The following is an 18,462-nucleotide window of genomic DNA, read 5'->3' as shown; positions in this document are numbered from 1 at the left end:
GGCTTTCAAATCGTTCAGGTTCCTCTCCCCGTCCCCGACCAGCCGCAGCGCGTCCCTTCTGGACTCTATCGCCGGAGGGACGATGTCGGCGAGGACCTCGGGATTGATCTGATGGCGCCTGGCCATGCGGGGAGCATCGCATGAGCCTGCGTCAGAATCGGACGTGGCTTGTCCGCGCCTGGCCTGATCCGTCAGACGGGACCAGAGCGCATCGGAATCATGATCTGCGGCCAACCTTCAAGTGGACGATCGGGTGTGGAGCCCCTGGCCCCGCGTGTCGGGAGGAAGGGCTTCAGGCCGCGCGCGCGATGACCCGGTCGCGCCCGCTGGCCTTGGCCTCGTAGACGCCCTCGTCGGCGCGTTTCAGGAGGGCGTCGGGGGTGTCGTTGGCACCAGCGGACGCGGCGACGCCGATAGAGATGGTCACGGACAGGTGCTCGCGACCGCCCATCACGCGGAACGGCGTCGCGCCCACATCGCGGCGGATGCGTTCAGCGATGCGGTGCGCGTCCTCGATCGAGGTGCCCGGCATAACCACCACGAACTCCTCGCCGCCAAGACGACACGGCAGGTCTACCGCGCGGACGTTGGTGGCCAGACGCACGGCGAACTCGCGCAGAACCTCATCGCCGGCATCGTGTCCGAAGCCGTCGTTGACCTTCTTGAAGTGGTCGATGTCCAGGAGCAGGACGGAGACGGGCTCGCCACCCAGCACGGCGCGACTGACGAAGGCCTGCAACTGCCCGGCCATGTAGCGGCGGTTGTGCAGACCGGTCAGCGCATCGGTGACAGCCATCTCGAGGCTGTAGTCGAGCTTCTCGCGCAGGAAGTCCGTATAGCGCTTGCGCCGGACCTGGGTTCGCGCCCGGGCCGATAGCTCTTCCGGATCGACAGGCTTCATCAGGATGTCGTTGACACCCAGCTCAAGCGCCTTGACCAGTCGGGGCCGGTCGGCCGGATCCACCACCGCAAGGATCGGCAGGTGCCGCGTCGTCTCGGCCGAGCGCACCTGGGCGATCAGGCGCAGGCCGTCGAACTCTGCCGCCGCCACATTGACGATCATCAGATCGATGGGGGTCCTGGAAGAGATCAGACCCGTTGCGGCGTCCGTCTCGATCACCGGACGGTGCTCGCGGATCAGTTCCTCGGCGATCCTGGCCGCCTGACGCGCATTGTCGTCGACAATCAGGACGCGACCGCCCGAGCCGCGCAGACGCCCGGCACCGTCGGTGGTGACGCCCAGTCGCCTGCCGCTTTCCTCGCGCTCCCGAAGCTCGTCCATGACCAGCTTCAGTCGCGTCAGCGACCGGACACGCGCGAACAGGACGACGTCGTCCAGGGGTTTGGAGACGAAGTCGTCGGCCCCCGCCTCCAGCCCCTTGATCCGTTCCTCGCGGCCGTCCAGCGCCGTCACCAGCACGATCGGGATATGGTTGGTGACGGGGTCCAGTTTGATCCGGCGACAGGTCTCGAACCCGTCCATGCCGGGCATCATGACGTCCAGGAGAATGATGTCCGGTTTCTCGGACGCCGCCAGCCTGATAGCCGTCGCCCCGTCGCAGCAGGTCAGGACGTCGTAGTATTCCAGCGTCAGCTTGGCCTCGAGCAGGCGAACATTCGCCTCCAGATCGTCGACCACCAGGATACGCGCGGTCATCGGCCCCTACCCTGCCAGGACCGGGGTGCTGATGTGTTTGCGTACCGTCTCCAGGAACGGCATCACCGAGATCGGCTTGGAGATATAGGCCTCGCAGCCGCCCTGACGGATGCGTTCCTCATCGCCCTTCATGGCGAATGCGGTGACGGCGATAATCGGGATGTGGGCCAGTTCCTCGTCGTCCTTCAGCCATTTGGTGACTTCCAGGCCGCTGATTTCCGGCAGCTGGATGTCCATCAGGATGAGGTCGGGCATGTGCTGACGCGCCAGGGCCATCGCCTGCAGTCCCTCGCGGGTCTGAAACGTCTGATAGCCCTGGGAGTCGAGCAGATCATGAAAAAGCTTCATGTTCAGCTCGTTATCCTCGACGATGAGGACTTTCTTGGACATCATCACCCGGTCTGCGGCCTCGTTTGACGCGCGATCTGCGCATTGAGGCATTTCGCCCTCTTCGATTGGGATTGTGCCCCGGGCAGTCTTAAGTTGGGGTGAAGTCGGAATCCCGGGCGTGGCCATAACCACAATCTGTCGAGAATGCCTGTGGGCCGGAGCGGACGCGGTCGCGCGCTGCCCGGCCTGCGGTTCACCGCGCGTCGTCGGCGACCCCGAGCTTTCCAGCCTGTCGATTGCCCATCTGGACTGCGACGCCTTCTATGCGTCGGTGGAGAAGCGCGACCGGCCCGAATTGCGCGACCGCCCGGTGATCGTGGGGGGTGGCGTGCGGGGCGTGGTCTCGACCTGCTGCTACATCGCACGGATCTATGGCGTGCACTCGGCCATGCCGATGTTCAAGGCGCTGAAGGCCTGTCCCGACGCGGTCGTCATCAAGCCGAACTTTTCGAAATATGTCCCTGAATCGGAACGCATCTTCGGCATGGTGGGCGAACTGACGCCGCTGGTGCAGACGCTGTCGCTGGACGAGGCCTGGATCGACCTGTCGGGCACCGAGCGGCTGAACGGCGGTCCGCCGGCGCTCCAGCTGATCCGCCTGCAGAAGCGGATCGAGGAGGAGACCGGCCTGTCGGTCTCGATCGGACTGGCACCCAACCGCTTCCTGGCCAAGGTCGCGTCCGAGCTGGACAAGCCGCGAGGGTTCTCGGTCATCGGGACGGCGAATGCCGAGGCGCTGCTGGCGCCGAAATCCGTCCGCATCCTGCCCGGCGTGGGCCCCGTTTTCGGCAAGACCCTGATCAGCGACGGCTTCGCCACGGTCGGCGACCTGGCCTCGGCTGACGTCCGCGATCTGGTCAAACGCTATGGCGAGACGGGCCTGCGGCTGCACGACCTGGCCCACGCCCGCGACGCGCGCGCCGTGAACCCGGAGCATGACCGGCGCGGCATGAGCGCGGAGAACACCTTCAACACCGACCTGACGACGCAGGAAGAGCTGGAAGCCGAGCTGTGGCCCCTGTGCGAGAAGATCGCCGCCAAGGCCCGTCGTGACGGCGTCGCCAGCCGCATCGTGGTGTTGAAACTGCGACGCACCGACTTCCGGATCGTCACCCGCCGCACCACCATGCCCGAGCCGGTCCAGACGGCGCGCGCCCTGTTCGCCATCGGGCGCGACCTGCTGAAGCCCGAACTGGGCCGCCCCTATCGCCTGATCGGCATCGGCCTGGCCGACATCCAGGACGCCGAAGACATGCCCCCCGCCCTGTTCGATACCGGCGAGGCGCGAACCCTGAAAACCGAGACCACGATCGATGCCCTGCGCGAGAAGTTCGGTGCCGGAGCCGTGGTGGCGGGCCGTGCGTTGAAGCGTCCTTAAGGCGGTTCGGGCAGACTGCGCCCATGTCTGTCCTCCTCGACAAGATGCGTCGCCGCGCCGGGCGCTATCTGGATGTTCGCCCAGCGCCGATCCGGACCGGGCGCGGCACCTTCAGCCTGTCGTTCGACGACATACCCGCCACTGCCTGGACCGAGGCCGGGCCGATTCTGGCCGGACACGGGATCAAGGCGACCTATTTCGTCTGTGGGGGACTGGAGAGCGGGTCGAACCTGGACCGGCCGCAGTTCACCACGGCGCATCTCCAGGCCCTGTTCGAGGCGGGTCATGAGGTGGGGTGCCATACTTTCAGCCACGCCAATGCGTTGCGGATGTCGGCCGCGGACTATGCCGTCGACCTGGGTCGCAATGCGACCTGGGTCGCCGAGCGCCTCGACGGCCACCGCATGACCGCCTTCGCCTGGCCGTTCGGCGATGTGGCGAGGGCCACGAAGGCCGTCGTCGCGGGCCGCTTCGACCTGGGTCGGGGCGTCGGTGACGGGGTCAACGCCGGCACGGCCGACCGTACAAACCTGAAGGCCATCGGTCTGGAGAGCCGCCGCCTGCCCGGCTATGATCTCGAAGCCCTGATGGAAAGAACGGCCGAGCGGAAGGGCTGGCTGATCGCAAGTGGCCACGACGTGATGGACCGGCCGACGCCCTACGGCTGCACGCCCGAAGATCTGGACCGGGTGATCCGGCTGGCGAGGGCAGCGGGGCTGGAGATCATGCCGATCGGCGCGGCCTGGGCACGGATGGAGGGCTAGGCGGCCTTCGCCATCTCCAGCGCGACCTTCCGCTGCCCGGCCCACGGGATCAGGGTGCTGCGGGGCCAGGCGACCAGCCAGGAACTCGGCGTATAGTCCCCGCTCTCGATCAGGGCCTTGCGCGTCGGCGAGGACGCGCTGGCCCGTTCGGAATGGATCGGGGCCGGTCCCTGGTGGATGATGAAGGCCCCGCCCTTCAGGGGGTTCAGCCGCAGATAGGCCAGGCGGGGGCTGATGGTTTCCAGCGGGGGATCGAAGAACCAGCTCGATCCGAACATCCCGGCCAGCTCGGGCCGTGTCTTGCAGATGGCTGCGCCCGTGGCCCAGGTGCGGTCCCAGCCGGCCTCGTTGAAATCGATCAGTTGGCGGCCTTCGGTGTGGGTTTCGAGCCAGGTCCGGTCCCAGCCGCGGGCCTGCACATAGCGAATCAAGGCTGCCCATCCGTGACCGTGAAGTCCGTTCCGGACCACCTGACCCGGTCCCAGCGGGGACGACAGATCGATGTTCTGCGTCAGGCTGCCGGGAACACTCAGGACGAGCGCCAGGCGCACATCCTTGGCCCAGTGGTCGGCGTCATAGCGCGCGTCGCTGTCGCCCGCCGACGTCAGGAACTCGGCCATCCTGTCGAGCCAGTAGGGATAGAGCTCCATCACCTCGCCCGGCAGGGCCGCCTGTTTCGCCCGACCGGGCAACTCCAGCGCCCAGGTGGCGACGAGCGCGCGGCGTATGGCGTCGGTCGCATCGGGACCGAGAGCCTGATCGGCGGCGTGGGCCGGCAGATCGAAATTCCAGTGCCGCGCGGCGGTCGCTGCCGGTTCCACGGCCTCGACCGAGGCGATATCGACCCGCGTCCGCTCTTCGGCGGTCAGGCGGGCCCGGACGGCGTTGAATGCCGCGACCTGGCCAGGAGAAAGCGTGTCCATGGCATGGACGATGCCACACGCCGGTTAATGTCTCATCCCCATGCGACGCATGGGGAGGAGACGCCGTGCGCGACCCGCGCTAAACCCCCGCCGACCCCTCTCTGGAGCCCGACATGTCCATCACTGCCCGCCTGGCCGAACTCGGCATCGCCCTGCCCCAGCCCGCTGCGGCCGTGGCCAACTATGTGCCCTTCGTGCGCACCGGCAATTTGGTTCACATCTCGGGCCAGCTGTCGAACGATGCGTCGGGCGGCCTGAAGGGCACGGTCGGCGAGGACGTCACCCCGGAACAGGCCCATGCCGGTGCCCGCCTGTGCGGCATCAACCTGCTGGCCCAGCTGAACGCCGCGCTGGACGGCGACCTGGATCGCGTCGTCCGTATCGTCAAGCTGGGCGGCTTCGTTCAGGCCGGCCCGGGCTTCACCGCCATTCCCGCCGTCATCAACGGGTGTTCGGACCTGATGGTCGAGGTGTTCGGCGACGCCGGTCGCCACGCCCGCTCGGCCGTCGGCGTCTATCAGCTGCCCCTCGGCTTCGCCGTCGAGGTGGACGCCGTCGTCGAGGTGCGGTGACCCCTCAGCCCGAGTTCACCCTCCAGGTCCACGACACCATCGCCGCCATCGGGCGCGAGGCGTGGGATGGCTGTGCCGGCCCGACCGGCGATCCGTTCGTCAGCTTCGACTTCCTGCACGCCTGCGAGGTCTCGGGCAGCGCGGTCGCGCGTCAGGGCTGGGGTCCGCGCCATCTGACCCTGATGGGGCCGGACGAGGCGGTCCTCGGGTGCATGCCCCTCTATCTGAAGGGCCACAGCCAGGGCGAATACGTCTTCGACCATTCCTGGGCCGACGCCTATCAACGGGCGGGCGGTCAGTACTATCCCAAGCTTTTAGGGGCCGTCCCCTTCACCCCCGCGACCGGACCCCGGTTCCTGCACGCGCCCGGGACGGACGAGGCCACGGTCCGCGCCGCCCTGATCGAGGGGGCCCTGACCCTGACGCAGCGGCTGGGCGTATCATCTCTGCACGTCAACTTCCCGACCGAACCCGAATGGTCGGCCATGGGCGAGGCCGGAATGCTGCGTCGCCAGGACATGCAGTTCATCTGGAGGAACGACGGCTACCGGACCTTCGACGACTTCCTGGCCGCCCTGTCGTCCAACCGGAGGAAGACCATCCGGCGCGAACGCCGCGACGCCCAGTCCGATCTCGACATCCGCGTCCTGACCGGTCCGGACATTCTGGAGGCCCACTGGGACGCCTTCTTCGACTTCTATCAGGACACGGGGGCCCGGAAATGGGGTCGCCCCTATCTGACCCGCGCCTTCTTCGAGAGGATCGGGGAGACGATGGCCGACCGGATCGCCCTGGTCATGGCCTTCCGCAACGACACGCCCATCGCCGGGGCCCTGAACTTCATCGGCCGCGACGCCCTGTATGGCCGTCAGTGGGGCGCGCTGGAGGAGGTGCCCTTCCTCCATTTCGAGCTCTGCTACTACCAGGCCATCGAGTTCGCCATCGCGCGCGGCCTGTCCCGCGTCGAGGCGGGGGCCCAGGGCGAGCACAAGATCGCCCGCGGCTACCTGCCCTCCCCCGTCTATTCCGCCCACTGGATCGCCGACCCGGCGCTCAGGACCCCGGTGGCGCGCTATCTGGAGCAGGAACGGGCGGGCGTGGCGGCGGAGATCGCGGCGATGACGGAAGAACTGTCGCCGTATCGGGCCTCGTGAGGAGACAGCAGGCCTGACCGGCCTCCCTCACATCCCATTGGCGATGCGCGGATCCGGTCGTTTCCAGGACTGGACCGACCCGTATGTCAGCGACCGCCATGCCCATTCGAAGGGTCCATACCGGTAGGACCTGAGCCAGAAGGAACTGGCGATAACCTGCAGAAGAAAAAGGAGAATGGAAACGCCGAGCCCCGCGGACACCCCCAGTCGTCCCATCAGTCCCGCGCCATAACCATAGAACAGCAGTCCAAGGACGACCGATTGCAGGATGTAGTTCGTGAAGGCCATCTGCCCTGCCGGAGCCGCCCAGTCCACGAGCCATCCGAGGCGACTGGACGAGATGACCCATATGAGCGCGGCATAGCTCACCGCCAGCAGTACAGGCGCAGCGCCCGCCAAAACGGACCCGATCCATCCGGGTGCCACGCCCGGGATCGCGGTGATCGATGCAACTGCCCCGAGGACGACCAGAACGGCACCCGCGCTCAGGATCGGTGACCTTGCGCCATGGCCGGGCTTCAAGACGCCGGATCGCCAGATGAGCGCGCCCAGAAGCATCAGGGCGACGGTCCTCGGAAACACATAGGCATGCAGTTTCGCGATCTGTGGCAACTCCTCGATGCGGAACCGCAAGACCTCAAGGAACGAGCCGCCGCCGTAGACGGCGCGGGCCGTGCTCACATGAGCGTCTATCCAGTCCGCAGAGGGAAAGCTGAACGGCAAGGGTATCCATGGCACTGCGAGATAGAGCAGCATCGCGCCCGCGGCCGCCACGCCGAGGGTCAAGCGGGAGCGACCCAGAAGCGGAATGACGACAAGTCCTGCGATGGCATACTCGGTCAGAATGTCGCCATTCCAGACCAGGGTCAGGTGAATAACGCCGAACATCAAAAGGACGAGCAGGCGCCGGACCAGAACACGGCTTCGGCTGCTCTCGCGCAGACGGTCGAACTGCATCGCAAGGCCGATGCCGAACAACAGGGAGAATACGGCGAACGCCTTGAACTCGATCAGGAGGCCGAACAGCATCGAGACAAGGCGATCGAACGACGATGATGCGGCCGCGAGCGCAGCAGGCTGAAACTGCTCGAACAGCGTCACCCGGAACTCGCTGTCGAGATTGATGATCAGAACGCCGAAGAGCGCCAGACCACGCACCGTGTCGAGGCCATGGATCCTCGCGCCGTGAGCAACCGGTCCATCCCCGGGCAACGTTTGTCCTCGCAGGTCGGTCAGTTGGGTGCCGGGTTTCATCTTCAATCTCCCCCACCCCCGTGCACCCCGGCGCAGGCCGGGGTCCAGAGGGCAGATACGCCTGACCGGATCAGCACGCCAAGCGCCAAACCCTGCCATCGCGCCCGTGATCTGGACCCCGGCAGAGGCGGCCTGGGTCGCGGCTGAGGAAGCCCGGACGGAGGTTGGCTGAGGCCTGTGCGGACGTTAACCTTGCGTTGACAGGAATCTCCGGACCCTGCTCCCGCACAAGGAGCCGCCAATGATCCGCGTCGTACTCATCGCCGCCGCCCTGCTGACCGCCACCTCCGCCCTTGCCCAGGAGCCGACGACCCCACGCTACCAGCTGGAACTTTCCGTGGTCCAGAACGGCGTCGAGGTGGTGTCGACCCGCACCCAGATCGTCGAGGACATGCCCGCCAGTGCTTCGGCCAGCGCCGGCGGCGTCACCTATGATTTCGAGGCCAATCTGTTCGCCGACCAGAGCGACGGCGGGGCGACCCAGCTTCAGCTCGAGGCCAATCTGTCGCGCGGCGAGCAGCACATGGCGTCTCCCCGCCTCACCTTCCTGCGCGGCGAAATGGCCGCAGTCCGTGTGGGCGACGAATCGGGCGACCTCCTGACCATGACCATCACCCCGATCACATAGGTCGGGCGGCCAGCGCCGGTCTTTCCCGTTCGAACCCGCACAACATCGCCTTCTTGCCGGGGCCGGATCGCGCCATACTTGCGAATCCCATGCCCATCCGCCGCCTCCCGCCCGAGACCGTCAACCGCATCGCCGCCGGCGAGGTGGTCGAACGCCCGGCCAGCGCCATCAAGGAGCTGGTCGAGAACGCGCTCGACGCCGGGGCAACCCGGATCGAGGTCCAGGCCGACGGCGGCGGCCTGTCGCGCATCCTGATCGCCGACGACGGCCACGGCATGGCCCCGGACCAGCTGGCCCTGGCCGTCGAGCGCCACGCGACCTCCAAGCTGGAGCCCGACGACGCGGGCGACGTGGACCTGTTGCGTATCTCCACGCTTGGCTTCCGGGGGGAGGCCCTGCCCTCCATCGGTTCGGTGGCCCGGCTGACCATCACCAGCCGGAGCCCGGGCGGCGAGGCCCATCAGATCACGGTCGAGGGCGGCGATACGCGCGCCGTCGCCCCCGCCGCCTTCCCCGGCCCGCACGGGGCCCGCGTCGAGGTCCGGGACCTGTTCTATGCCACCCCGGCCCGGCTCAAGTTCATGAAGTCCGAACGGTCCGAGGCCATGGCCATCTCGGAGGAGATCAAGCGCCAGGCCATGGCGCATGAAGGGGTGGCCTTCACCCTCGATCTCGACGGCCGCACCACCCTGCGCCTGCCCGCCGAACACCCCGGCGACGAGGGCCGCCTGAAACGGCTCGCCGCCCTGCTGGGCCGGGATTTCGAGGCCAATGCCCTGCTGATCGACCAGTCGCGCGAGGGCATCCGGCTGTCCGGATACGCGGGCCTGCCGACCTACAGCCGGGGCAATGGCGGGCACCAGTATCTGTTCGTCAACGGCCGCCCGGTCCGCGACCGGCTGCTGCAGGGGGCCCTGCGCGGGGCCTATGCCGACTTCCTCGCCCGCGACCGGCATCCGGCGGCCGTGCTGTTTCTCGAGATCGATCCCCTGTTCGTCGACGTCAATGTCCACCCGGCCAAGGCCGAGGTCCGCTTTCGCGACCCCGCCCTGGTGCGCGGCCTGATCGTCGGGGCGCTGCGCCACGCCCTGCATGCTGCCGGACACCGCGCCTCGACCACGGTGGCGGACAGTGTGCTGGCGGGGTTCACGGCCCACACCGGGGCGGCGTTCAGCCCGACCTCACCCTCCGCCCAGGGCTTCAGTGGCTGGACCGGCTGGGACCGGCCGGCCGCCGCGGCCCAGGAGATCCCCGGCCTCTCCGAACGCTCCGCCCGCTTCGAGCCCCACTGGGACACCGCCGCCAGCGGCCTCGCCACTCACCACTCGCCACTCGCCACTAACTCAGCCCCCGACCCCATCGACCAGCCCCTGGGGGCCGCCCGCGCCCAGGTCCACGGCACCTATATCGTCGCCCAGACGCGCGACGGCATCGTCGTGGTCGACCAGCATGCCGCCCATGAACGCCTCGTCTATGAGCGGATGAAGACCCAGATGGCGCAAGGCTCCGTCACCCGTCAGGCCCTCTTGACCCCCGAAGTCGTCGAGCTGGACCCCGCCGAGGCCGACCGCGTCGTCGCCCGCGCCGACGAACTGGCGCAACTGGGCCTGATCGTCGAGCCGTTCGGCGGCGGGGCCGTGCTGGTGCGCGAGACGCCCGCCTTCCTCGGCGACACCGACGTCCGGGGCCTGATCCGCGACATCGCCGACGACCTGGCCGAACACGGCGCGGCCCTGGCCCTGTCCGAGCGCCTCGGCGAGGTCTGCGGCACCATGGCCTGCCACGGCTCCGTCCGCGCCGGTCGCGTCCTGTCCGCGCCGGAGATGAACGCCCTGCTGAGACAGATGGAGGCCACCCCGCACAGCGGCCAGTGCAACCACGGGCGGCCGACCTATGTGGAGCTCAAGCTGGCCGATCTGGAGAAGCTGTTCGGGCGGCGGTGACGTTCCTGTCGGGCTGTCGCTGCGCTACTGGAAGCGATGCCCTCCGTCCTGTTCGTCTGTCTCGGCAACATCTGTCGCTCGCCGCTGGCGGAAGCTGCCCTGCGCGCCGAGGCCGAACGGCTGGGCTCGACCTGGTCGTGGACTCGGCCGGCACCGGTGACTGGCACATCGGCGATCCGCCCGACCCCCGCGCCCGCGCGGTTGCCGCCCGCCACGGCATCGACATCTCCGGTTACCGGGGTCGGCAGGTGAAGCCCACCGATTTCCGACGGTTCACCCATATCGTCGCGCTGGACCTCGACATCCTCGCCAACCTGCGCCGGCTGGCCCCCGCCGACGCGGTTGCAGAGCTCAGCCTCGCGCTGGACCATGTGCCGGGTCGGGAAGGCCAGGCCGTGACCGATCCCTGGTTCGGCGACGACGACGGCTTCGACGTCACCTGGGAGGAGGTCACGGCCGCAGCGGTCGGCCTGGCTCAGGCGCTCAGGGCCCGTCGGCCATAGGCCGCCATCGCCTCTGCCATCCATTCCGCCAGCCCCGGTCGGATGCCCTCGTAGCGCGCGTGGAAGTCCGGATTCTCAACATACATCCGGCCCAGCCCCGCATAGGCCTCTGCCGTCGGCCCCATCTTCCAGGTCTTCGCGACCCAGGCGTGATGCCGTTGCAGCAACGGATCCAGGGCCGGGTCATCGGATGCCGCCCCCTCACCCATCGCGCGCGCGAAATCGGCCTCCATTCCGGCGACCTCGGCCAGCCAGCTGTCGCGCTCTGCCTGCGACAGGGCTGCCATCGCCGCCTTGCCCGCCTCGATGCGGTCCTGAGCCGGTTGGCCGTATCGTTCGATGATCCAGGCCTCGTATCCGGCCTGCTTTTCCGGGCTGAAGCCCTCGTATAGCTGCTTGTCCATCACAGTCTCTCGTCCTTCCAGTTCGGCGATCGTGCGGTCGATCGTCCGGGCCAGACGGCGATAGCGGTCCGCTTCCTGCTCCAGCCGCGCCCGCTGCTGTCGCAGGGCCGTCAGCCGGTCGGAGTCCCCGGCCTCCAGCAGGGCCGGAATGTCGCTGAGCGGCACCCCGAACTCCCGATGGATCAGGATCTGCTGCAGACGCAGCAGCTCCGTTCGCCCGTAGTAGCGGTATCCATTCTCGCCGACCGTCGCGGGCTTCAGCACTCCGATGGCGTCATAGTGGTGCAGCGTCCGGACCGAGGTCCCGGACAGCCTGGCCAGCTGGCTGACGGTGTGGAGGGCGTGGCGCGCGTCGTTCCGCATGGACACCCCTATGGGGTCTCACGCCACGTCAGGGTCAAGCCGCAAAAACAGCACCCGCGCCGCCCCATAGTCCCGTGCATCCAGCCGCTCGTAACCGGGCGTCTCGATCTCCGGCTCGTCCGACCCGCGCTCGAACACGACGAGGGCCCCGGGCTTCAGCCAATGGCCCTCCAGCAACCGTTGCAGGGACTGCTCGCCCGGATTCGGTGAAGACGGGCCCTTGCCATAGGGCGGGTCGAGGAAGGCGAGGTCGAAGGCTTCGCCGTCCGATCCCGGCCGCGCGCCCAGATCGATCGCGCTGCGTCGATGCACGCGCGTCGCGCCCATGACCCCGAAAGTGTCCGCGTTCTCGCGGATCGCGCCGCGCGCCGCCTCGTCCGTCTCCACGAACAGACAGAAGGCGGCCCCCCGGCTCATGGCCTCGAACCCCAGGGCCCCCGAGCCCGCGAACAGATCCATGACCCGCGCGCCGGCCAGGGGCTCGGCCCAGGCGGCATGCTCCAGCACATTGAAGATCGCCTGACGCGCGCGGTCGGAGGTCGGGCGCGTCCTCTGCCCTTCCGGAGCCACAATAGCGCGACCCTTCAGCTTTCCGGCGACGATCCGCAACGGTTAACCGCCCGAACGGGGTCCGCGCGGCCCGGACGGGCTGCGGGGTTTGGCCGGGCCGGAGCCGCGCTTGGGCCCCGTCTTGTCGCCATCCCGCGCCCAGGTCGCGGACTTGGGCCCGATGATCTTGTCCTCGCGCGGCTTGAACATCCGCGCCGGGCGTTCGCCGGCCGCCGCGCCGTCCTCGCGGGGCTTCCAGGGCTTTTTGGTCGAGGGTCCGCGCGGGTTCGGCGGTGCGGCCTTGGCCCAGCCGGCTTTCCTGGGCGGACGATTGGCCCGCTCGGCTCCCTCGACCTGGGCGGTCGCGGCGGCGCGGACGCGGCTGGGCTTCCTCGACGGATCCGACATGGCCGAGCCCGAAGTACCCGTGACCTTCGGCGCGCCGGTGCGGCGGCCGGGGATCGGCGCGGGCGTCTCGACCGTATGGCCCTGGGGCAGGTTGTCGGGGCGGATGTGTTCGCCCAGCAGTTCGCGGATCACGCGGGGACCGACCTCCTCGACCGAGCCGGTCGCAAGGGTGCCCAGCTGGAAGGGTCCATAGGCGAGGCGGATCAGCCGGTTGACGGTCAGACCGACCGATTCCAGCACCTTCCTGACCTCGCGGTTCTTGCCCTCGGCGATCTGGACGCTGATCCACAGGTTGGCGGCCTGACTGCCGTCCTCCTTGGTCGTCGCCTTGTCGATGGTCGCCTCAACCGGGCCGTAGCGGACGCCGTCGACGGTCACGCCGTCCTTCAGCCTGTCCAGCTCGCCCTGGGTCACCCGTCCCCGTGCGCGGGCCCGGTACTGGCGCACCAGGGCCGTCTCGGGCAGCTCCAGCGCCCGGCTCAGCTCGCCGTCGTTGGTCAGCAGCAGCAGACCTTCGGTATTGATGTCCAGTCGCCCAACCGAAATCACGCGCGGCAGACCGCTGGGCAGGGCATCGAACACGGTCGGCCGTCCGGCCGGATCATTGTGCGAGGTCAGCAGACCGACCGGCTTGTGGTAGCGCCAGACGCGGGTCGCCTGGGCCGCCGCGATCGGCTTGCCGTCCACGGTGATGACGTCGTCGCGGGTGACCAGGGTCGCGGGCGTGTCGAGGATACGGCCATTGACCGCCACCTTGCCCAGACCGATCAGCCGCTCGACCTCGCGGCGTGACGCGATACCGGCCCGCGCCATGGCCTTGGCGATCCGTTCGCTGCGCTTCGGTTCGGCGGGCGCGGCGTCCTTGCCGGGCTTGCCGCCCGGCTTTCCGCCCGGGCGAGGCCCCTTGGCCCGGGGTTCCGGCCGCGCCCCCTTGTCGGCCGGATAGGCGCGGCCGCTGCCGGAGCCGCGGCCGCCTTCGGGCGTCCTGGCGCTGGACTGGAACAGGGCAGCGGAGGCCGAGCCGGGGCGCGCGGAGCCGCCTTTCGGGCGATCCCCGGGCTTGTGCGCCCTCGGGGCTTGACTGGGGCGGGGCTTCTTGTCGTTGTCGTCGGTATGGCGGGCCATGATGAGCGGTTCATGCGCATGGCACTGGACCTTGCGCAAGCGGCGGCGGACGCAGGCGAGGTTCCCGTCGGGGCCGTGATCGTCGACGAAGCGACCGGCGAGGTCGTCGCGACCGGCGCGAACGCCCCGATATCAGGACATGATCCGACCGCCCACGCCGAGATTCAGGCGATCCGCGCGGCGGCCTCGGCTCTGGGCAATTATCGTCTGTCCGGCCTGACCCTCTATGTCACCCTGGAGCCTTGTGCCATGTGCGCGGGGGCCATCAGCCATGCCCGAATCGGCCGGCTGGTCTGGGGGGCCGACGATCCGAAGGGTGGCGCGGTCGTCCATGGACCCCGTCTTTTCGACCAGCCCACCTTGCATTCGCGCCCCGCCGTCGAGGGCGGGGTCCTGGCAGAATCGTGCGGTGAAGCCTTGCGCGCCTTCTTCCGGGCCCGGCGCACCGGAACGCGAACCGGCTGAGCCCGTTACAGCCAGGCCTGACCGCCAGCGTTGCCGGAGTTGCCATGAAGATCGTCGCCCCCGTCGCCCTGCTGGGTCTGGCTCTGCTCGGCGGGTGCGGTCAGGCGCGGTCGGCTCCCGAAAGCGCCGACGCGGTTCAGCAGCGGGCCATCGACGCCCAGACGGCGCAGCGTCGGACGGGCGCCGAGATTCAGGACCGCGCCCTGAACCGCGTGATCCGCACCGTCTATCTCTGCGACAACGGCGAGCGCCTGACGGTCGATTTCGACAATCCCCGCGCCATGGCGACGGTCCGGAACTCGCACGGCGAGGCCGCCGACCTGTTTCAGGAGCGGACTGCCGACGGCATCTGGTACCGGGCGGGCCGGACCGAGCTGCGCGGCAAGGGCATCCTGGCCACCTGGACCGCCGACGGCCGCGCCGACACCCGGTGCCGGGCGATCGATTAGGCGAATGCGTTCAAACGGGCATCCAGCCGCGCTCGGACCTCGGGCCAATCGCGGGCCAGGACGGCATAGAGGGCCGTGTCGCGACTGCGGCCGGTCCAGGTGATCTTGTAGTTGCCGAGCACGCCCTCGAAGCGCGCGCCAAGCTTTTCGATGGCGGCCCGGCTGCGGGCATTGAGCGCGTCGGTCAGGATCTCGACGCGCAGGGCCCCCGCTTCGAAGGCGTGCGCCAGAAGCAGTCGCTTGCAGGACGGATTGACGACACCGCCCCTGGCATCCGGTCGATAGAAGGTCGCGCCCAGTTCGCAGCGCCGGTGTTCGGGCCGGATGTCATACAGGCTCGTCGTCCCGACCAGCGCTCCATCGGACAGGCGACGGACGGCATAGGCCACCTGGGTCCCGGCAGCCGTCCGGGTCAGGGCCGCCTGCCACCAATCCTCGAAATGCTCGCCCTGACCGGTTCCGGCCATCATGGCCCAGACCTCGGGCTCGATGTCCAACGCCGCCCGCAGATCGTCCTTCAGCGGCAGCACCCAGGGCTCGAGCCGGACCCAGGCGTTTTCGAGGACAACAGCCTCGATCTTCAAGTCGCGCCCTCCTGTCCAAGGAAGTCCAGAATCGGGCGCGCATCGGTGAACTGGCGGGTCAAGGCCTGGCCGATCCCGGACGCAAGGATCAGGGTGACCGCGCCGCCCTCGGCCTTCTTGTCGCCCGCCATCCGCGCCAGCAAGGCCTCGCTGGAGAACGTCCCGGCCTGGGTCAGCCGCGTCGGCAGACCGGCCGCTGCGACAACCTGTTCGACCCGTGCGGCGTCCGCAGGATCGCACAGTCCCTGCCCGGCCGAAAACCGGAAGGCCATGCAGCACCCCAGCGCCACCGCCTCGCCATGCGCGAGCGCTGCCGCCTCGAACCCGAGCTCCGCCTCGATCGCGTGGCCGAAGGTGTGGCCCAGGTTCAGCAGGGCGCGGCGACCGGCTTCCTTTTCGTCCTCGCCGACGATGGCCGACTTGATCTCGACCGAGCGGATGACGGCCCGGGTCAGGGCCTCGGGGTCGCCCCGGGCCCCGGCCGCGCCATCGCCGGTCAGCCAGTCGAAGAAGGCCGCGTCGCAGATCAGCCCATGCTTCAGCACCTCGGCCCAACCCGAGCGCAACTGCACGTCAGGCAGTGTGCCCAGCACATCGATGTCGGCCAGCACCAGACGCGGCTGGTGAAAGGCCCCGACCAGGTTCTTGCCGCGTGCCGTGTCGATCGCCGTCTTTCCGCCGACCGAGGAATCGACCTGGGCCAGCAGGGTCGTCGGCACCTGGATGAAGTCGATCCCGCGCATGTAGAGCGCCGCCGCCAGCCCGGCGAGGTCACCGACCACGCCCCCTCCCAGCGCCACGATCACATCCTTGCGGTCCAGCCCCGTCGCCAGCAGCCGGTCCATCAGCCGTTCCAGCTCGCCGAAGGATTTGGATGCCTCACCCGCTGGAACGGAAACAAATTCCGTTTTTATACCAGCCTCTTCAAGCGATGATTTGAGAGCAGGACCGTGCAGGGCGGCGACCGTTTCGTCGCTGACGATCACGGTGCGGCCCCTGGCGAAGGGCGCGATGCGGGACCCGGCCTCGCGCAAAAGACCCCGCCCGACGACGACATCATAGGGCGTGAAACGCCCGCCCCCGACAGGCACCACGGTCGTCATCGCACGCCCTCCCCCGCCCAGTAGGCCTCCAGGGCCTCAAGGATCGCCTCCACGGCCTGGGCGTGGGCTCCCGCGCCGACCTCCACAGTCACGTCGGCGGTCGCATAGACCGGATCGCGCACCTCGGCCATCGCGGTCAGGGCGGCGAGCGGATCCTTGCCGCGCAGCAGGGGCCGCGTGTCGCGCCGCTGGACGCGCGCGGCCACGACCTTGATGTCGGCCCGCATCCAGACGGACGTCGCCTTCGCCTTCATCAGGGCCCTGGTGTCGGGGTTCAGCACCGCGCCGCCGCCGGTCGCCAGGACGATCGGCGGTCCTTCCAGCAGGCGTCGCATCACCCGGGCCTCGCCCGCCCGAAACTCGGCCTCGCCCAGCTGGGCGAAGATTTCGGACACCGTCATCCGGGCCGCGGCCTCGATCGCGTCGTCCCCGTCGACGAACGGCAGGCCAAGGCGGTTGGCCAGGCGACGACCCACGGTCGATTTTCCCACGCCCATCAGCCCGACCAGCGCTATGATGCGGGTCGGTGCGGGAATCGATGGACGGGACGTGTCTCGGCTCACCGGACGGTCGCGTTGGGCAGAGAGGCTTGGACAGGCATGATCGGGTCGATCTCTACACCAAGCCGCCCGGTGTGCCACCGGAACACGCCGATCTGCGAACGATGACGACGCCCCAGGTCGAGGCCTTTCTGGAGATGATGGCGGTCGAGCGCGACGCCTCGCCCCACACCCTGTCCGCCTATGCCCGCGATCTGGCCGATGTGGAGATGGCATTGGGCAAGGTCGGGCTGCTCGGTGCCGATGAGGGCGCGATCGAAGCCTGGTTCTCCGGACTGTCGACGCGAGGCCTTTCGGCCGCCACCGCCGCACGACGCCGATCGGCCGTGCGCCAGTTCTATCGATTCGCCCTGGGCGAGGGTTGGCGTACCGACGACCCGTCCCGCCGCCTCGATGCGCCGAAACAGGGCCGCCCCCTGCCCCGGACCCTGACCCGCGAGGAAGTGGTTGGCCTGCTGACGGCCGCTGCGGGTCGTGAAGGGGGGGCCGGTGTGCGCATGATCGCCCTGGTCGAACTGGCCTATGCCTCCGGCCTGCGGGTATCGGAACTGCTGTCCCTGCGCGTCGAGGCCGTCCGTCGCGATCCCGCCTATCTGATCGTGCGCGGCAAGGGCGGCAAGGAACGGCTGGCCCCCCTGAATGCCTCGGCGCGGGAGGCCGTGAAGGCCTGGCTGGTCATCCGCGACGCCCGGCGACCGGAAAAGGGCCCCGACAGCCCCTGGCTGTTCCCGTCCGGCGCGGCGTCCGGCCACCTGACGCCCCGTCGCTTCGCCCAGATGCTGGACCAGGCCGCGATCGACGCCGGGATCGAACGCGCCCGCGTCAGCCCCCACGTCCTGCGCCATGCCTTTGCCACCCATCTGCTGGAAGGGGGCGCAGACCTGCGCGTCGTCCAGACCCTGCTCGGCCACGCCGACATCGCCACGACCCAGATCTACACCCACGTCGCCACCGATCGCCTGACGCAGGTGGTCAACCGTCACCATCCCTTGGCGAGAGACGACTAAGAGCGCATATTCAGGCCCATGAGCCAGTCCTTCTACGTCAAGGCGATCTGGGATGCCGAGGCGGCTGTCTGGACCAGCGAGTCCAACATCCAGGGGCTGGTGCTCGAAACCGCGACCCTTGCGGAGTTCGAGTATCTGGCACGCCACTTTGCCCCGGAGCTTCTCGCGGAGAACCTCGGCATCCACGGCCAGGTGCCAGTTCGATTTGAGGCCTTGGGCGGTTTCGACGTCATCGCGGCATGACACGGCCAACGGCGTTCTCAATCAGGCTGGCCTTTC

20 protein-coding genes and 1 pseudogene are annotated in these 18,462 nt (G+C 68.7%); 11 read left to right on the top strand and 10 right to left on the bottom strand.

What is annotated here, in order from left to right:
• Positions 1-292: 292 nt before the first annotated feature.
• On the bottom strand, positions 293-1,657 hold the full coding sequence (locus tag HZ989_RS09050) for a PleD family two-component system response regulator (protein WP_209320528.1): 1,365 nt from the start codon (positions 1,655-1,657) through the stop codon (positions 293-295).
• A gap of 6 nt (positions 1,658-1,663) precedes the next feature.
• The gene (locus HZ989_RS09045; RefSeq protein ID WP_209323085.1) at positions 1,664-2,047 is read right to left on the bottom strand and encodes a response regulator; all 384 of its coding nucleotides are present in this window, start codon (positions 2,045-2,047) and stop codon (positions 1,664-1,666) included.
• Positions 2,048-2,165: 118 nt separating this feature from the next.
• Here HZ989_RS09045 and HZ989_RS09040 point away from each other — a divergent pair, with 118 nt between their 5' ends.
• A complete protein-coding gene (locus tag HZ989_RS09040) occupies positions 2,166-3,425 on the top strand; it encodes a DNA polymerase IV (RefSeq protein WP_209320527.1) in 1,260 nt (419 codons plus the stop codon).
• A gap of 23 nt (positions 3,426-3,448) precedes the next feature.
• Positions 3,449-4,189, top strand: coding sequence for a polysaccharide deacetylase family protein (locus tag HZ989_RS09035; protein WP_209320526.1), 741 nt, complete (start codon positions 3,449-3,451; stop codon positions 4,187-4,189).
• On the opposite strand, the gene HZ989_RS09030 is transcribed toward HZ989_RS09035, so the two are convergent.
• Complete coding sequence (locus tag HZ989_RS09030; RefSeq protein ID WP_209320525.1) at positions 4,186-5,112, bottom strand: hypothetical protein; 927 nt, start codon at positions 5,110-5,112, stop codon at positions 4,186-4,188. The two genes, HZ989_RS09035 and HZ989_RS09030, sit on opposite strands and share 4 nt — an antisense overlap.
• 113 nt (positions 5,113-5,225) lie before the next feature.
• Here HZ989_RS09030 and HZ989_RS09025 point away from each other — a divergent pair, with 113 nt between their 5' ends.
• Together HZ989_RS09025 and HZ989_RS09020 are read left to right on the top strand one after the other, a co-directional pair.
• Positions 5,226-5,684, top strand: coding sequence for a RidA family protein (locus HZ989_RS09025; protein WP_209320524.1), 459 nt, complete (start codon positions 5,226-5,228; stop codon positions 5,682-5,684).
• Positions 5,681-6,838, top strand: a complete 1,158-nt coding sequence (locus tag HZ989_RS09020; protein WP_209320523.1) for a GNAT family N-acetyltransferase — start codon at positions 5,681-5,683, stop codon at positions 6,836-6,838. The genes HZ989_RS09025 and HZ989_RS09020 overlap by 4 nt, the downstream gene beginning before the upstream one ends.
• 27 nt (positions 6,839-6,865) lie before the next feature.
• Here the strand turns inward: HZ989_RS09020 and HZ989_RS09015 are convergent, their stop codons facing one another.
• Entirely contained in the window at positions 6,866-8,092 is a 1,227-nt protein-coding gene (locus tag HZ989_RS09015; protein ID WP_209320522.1) for a DUF418 domain-containing protein, read from the bottom strand.
• Between the two features lie 241 nt (positions 8,093-8,333).
• On the opposite strand from HZ989_RS09015, the gene HZ989_RS09010 reads away from it, so the two are divergent.
• The 3 genes and pseudogenes from HZ989_RS09010 (at position 8,334) to HZ989_RS09000 (ending at position 11,166) form a co-directional block, all read left to right on the top strand.
• Positions 8,334-8,720 carry a hypothetical protein gene (locus tag HZ989_RS09010; protein ID WP_209320521.1) on the top strand — a complete coding sequence of 129 codons (387 nt, stop codon included), beginning with the start codon at positions 8,334-8,336 and terminating at the stop codon, positions 8,718-8,720.
• Positions 8,721-8,809: 89 nt separating this feature from the next.
• Positions 8,810-10,663 carry a DNA mismatch repair endonuclease MutL gene (gene mutL / locus HZ989_RS09005; RefSeq protein WP_209320520.1) on the top strand — a complete coding sequence of 618 codons (1,854 nt, stop codon included), beginning with the start codon at positions 8,810-8,812 and terminating at the stop codon, positions 10,661-10,663.
• Positions 10,664-10,699: 36 nt separating this feature from the next.
• Positions 10,700-11,166: pseudogene (locus HZ989_RS09000) on the top strand (low molecular weight protein-tyrosine-phosphatase).
• On the opposite strand, the gene HZ989_RS08995 reads toward HZ989_RS09000, so the two are convergent.
• Genes HZ989_RS08995 through HZ989_RS08985 form a run of 3 tightly spaced genes read right to left on the bottom strand, consistent with a single transcriptional unit; the run spans position 11,139 to position 14,015 of the window.
• Positions 11,139-11,933, bottom strand: coding sequence for a MerR family transcriptional regulator (locus HZ989_RS08995; RefSeq protein ID WP_209320519.1), 795 nt, complete (start codon positions 11,931-11,933; stop codon positions 11,139-11,141). The pseudogene HZ989_RS09000 and the gene HZ989_RS08995 overlap by 28 nt on opposite strands.
• 18 nt (positions 11,934-11,951) lie before the next feature.
• Positions 11,952-12,542, bottom strand: coding sequence for a 16S rRNA (guanine(966)-N(2))-methyltransferase RsmD (rsmD, locus tag HZ989_RS08990; protein ID WP_209320518.1), 591 nt, complete (start codon positions 12,540-12,542; stop codon positions 11,952-11,954).
• Between the two features lie 3 nt (positions 12,543-12,545).
• Positions 12,546-14,015, bottom strand: coding sequence for a pseudouridine synthase (locus tag HZ989_RS08985; RefSeq protein ID WP_209320517.1), 1,470 nt, complete (start codon positions 14,013-14,015; stop codon positions 12,546-12,548).
• A 12-nt stretch (positions 14,016-14,027) separates the two neighbouring features.
• On the opposite strand from HZ989_RS08985, the gene tadA reads away from it, so the two are divergent.
• Together tadA and HZ989_RS08975 are read left to right on the top strand one after the other, a co-directional pair.
• A complete protein-coding gene (gene tadA / locus HZ989_RS08980; RefSeq protein ID WP_209320516.1) occupies positions 14,028-14,480 on the top strand; it encodes a tRNA adenosine(34) deaminase TadA in 453 nt (150 codons plus the stop codon).
• A gap of 44 nt (positions 14,481-14,524) precedes the next feature.
• Positions 14,525-14,929 (top strand): MliC family protein, encoded by a 405-nt coding sequence (locus HZ989_RS08975; RefSeq protein WP_209320515.1) that lies wholly within the window; start codon positions 14,525-14,527, stop codon positions 14,927-14,929.
• Here HZ989_RS08975 and HZ989_RS08970 read toward each other — a convergent pair.
• The 3 genes from HZ989_RS08970 to HZ989_RS08960 are packed head-to-tail and all read right to left on the bottom strand — an operon-like array spanning position 14,926 to position 17,179.
• Entirely contained in the window at positions 14,926-15,513 is a 588-nt protein-coding gene (locus HZ989_RS08970; protein WP_209320514.1) for a GNAT family N-acetyltransferase, read from the bottom strand. The genes HZ989_RS08975 and HZ989_RS08970 overlap by 4 nt on opposite strands.
• Positions 15,510-16,616 carry a 3-dehydroquinate synthase gene (gene aroB, locus HZ989_RS08965; RefSeq protein ID WP_209320513.1) on the bottom strand — a complete coding sequence of 369 codons (1,107 nt, stop codon included), beginning with the start codon at positions 16,614-16,616 and terminating at the stop codon, positions 15,510-15,512. The genes HZ989_RS08970 and aroB overlap by 4 nt, the downstream gene beginning before the upstream one ends.
• Positions 16,613-17,179: a shikimate kinase gene (locus HZ989_RS08960; RefSeq protein WP_209320512.1), complete on the bottom strand. Its 567-nt coding sequence runs from the start codon at positions 17,177-17,179 to the stop codon at positions 16,613-16,615. The genes aroB and HZ989_RS08960 overlap by 4 nt, the downstream gene beginning before the upstream one ends.
• Positions 17,180-17,280: 101 nt before the next feature.
• On the opposite strand from HZ989_RS08960, the gene HZ989_RS08955 reads away from it, so the two are divergent.
• On the top strand, positions 17,281-18,183 hold the full coding sequence (locus HZ989_RS08955; RefSeq protein WP_209323084.1) for a tyrosine recombinase: 903 nt from the start codon (positions 17,281-17,283) through the stop codon (positions 18,181-18,183).
• An 18-nt stretch (positions 18,184-18,201) separates the two neighbouring features.
• The gene (locus HZ989_RS08950) at positions 18,202-18,426 is read left to right on the top strand and encodes a DUF1902 domain-containing protein (RefSeq protein WP_209320511.1); all 225 of its coding nucleotides are present in this window, start codon (positions 18,202-18,204) and stop codon (positions 18,424-18,426) included.
• Positions 18,427-18,462: the final 36 nt, after the last annotated feature.

The organism is Brevundimonas sp. AJA228-03 (assembly GCF_017795885.1).
GTDB lineage: Bacteria > Pseudomonadota > Alphaproteobacteria > Caulobacterales > Caulobacteraceae > Brevundimonas.
Note: the sequence above shows the minus strand (reverse complement) of the source record. Positions and strands in the feature narration are given on the sequence as shown.

Coding starts and splice junctions, on each gene's coding strand:
- HZ989_RS08955 (WP_209323084.1), top strand. CDS start 17,281: ATGACGACGCCCCAGGTCGAGGCCTTTCTGGAGATGATGGCGGTCGAG.
- aroB (WP_209320513.1), bottom strand. CDS start 16,616: ATGACGACCGTGGTGCCTGTCGGGGGCGGGCGTTTCACGCCCTATGAT.
- HZ989_RS09045 (WP_209323085.1), bottom strand. CDS start 2,047: ATGTCCAAGAAAGTCCTCATCGTCGAGGATAACGAGCTGAACATGAAG.
- HZ989_RS09010 (WP_209320521.1), top strand. CDS start 8,334: ATGATCCGCGTCGTACTCATCGCCGCCGCCCTGCTGACCGCCACCTCC.
- HZ989_RS09025 (WP_209320524.1), top strand. CDS start 5,226: ATGTCCATCACTGCCCGCCTGGCCGAACTCGGCATCGCCCTGCCCCAG.
- HZ989_RS09030 (WP_209320525.1), bottom strand. CDS start 5,112: ATGGACACGCTTTCTCCTGGCCAGGTCGCGGCATTCAACGCCGTCCGG.
- tadA (WP_209320516.1), top strand. CDS start 14,028: ATGCGCATGGCACTGGACCTTGCGCAAGCGGCGGCGGACGCAGGCGAG.
- HZ989_RS08985 (WP_209320517.1), bottom strand. CDS start 14,015: ATGGCCCGCCATACCGACGACAACGACAAGAAGCCCCGCCCCAGTCAA.
- HZ989_RS09035 (WP_209320526.1), top strand. CDS start 3,449: ATGTCTGTCCTCCTCGACAAGATGCGTCGCCGCGCCGGGCGCTATCTG.
- HZ989_RS08995 (WP_209320519.1), bottom strand. CDS start 11,933: ATGCGGAACGACGCGCGCCACGCCCTCCACACCGTCAGCCAGCTGGCC.
- HZ989_RS08950 (WP_209320511.1), top strand. CDS start 18,202: ATGAGCCAGTCCTTCTACGTCAAGGCGATCTGGGATGCCGAGGCGGCT.
- mutL (WP_209320520.1), top strand. CDS start 8,810: ATGCCCATCCGCCGCCTCCCGCCCGAGACCGTCAACCGCATCGCCGCC.
- HZ989_RS08975 (WP_209320515.1), top strand. CDS start 14,525: ATGAAGATCGTCGCCCCCGTCGCCCTGCTGGGTCTGGCTCTGCTCGGC.
- HZ989_RS09015 (WP_209320522.1), bottom strand. CDS start 8,092: ATGAAACCCGGCACCCAACTGACCGACCTGCGAGGACAAACGTTGCCC.
- HZ989_RS09050 (WP_209320528.1), bottom strand. CDS start 1,657: ATGACCGCGCGTATCCTGGTGGTCGACGATCTGGAGGCGAATGTTCGC.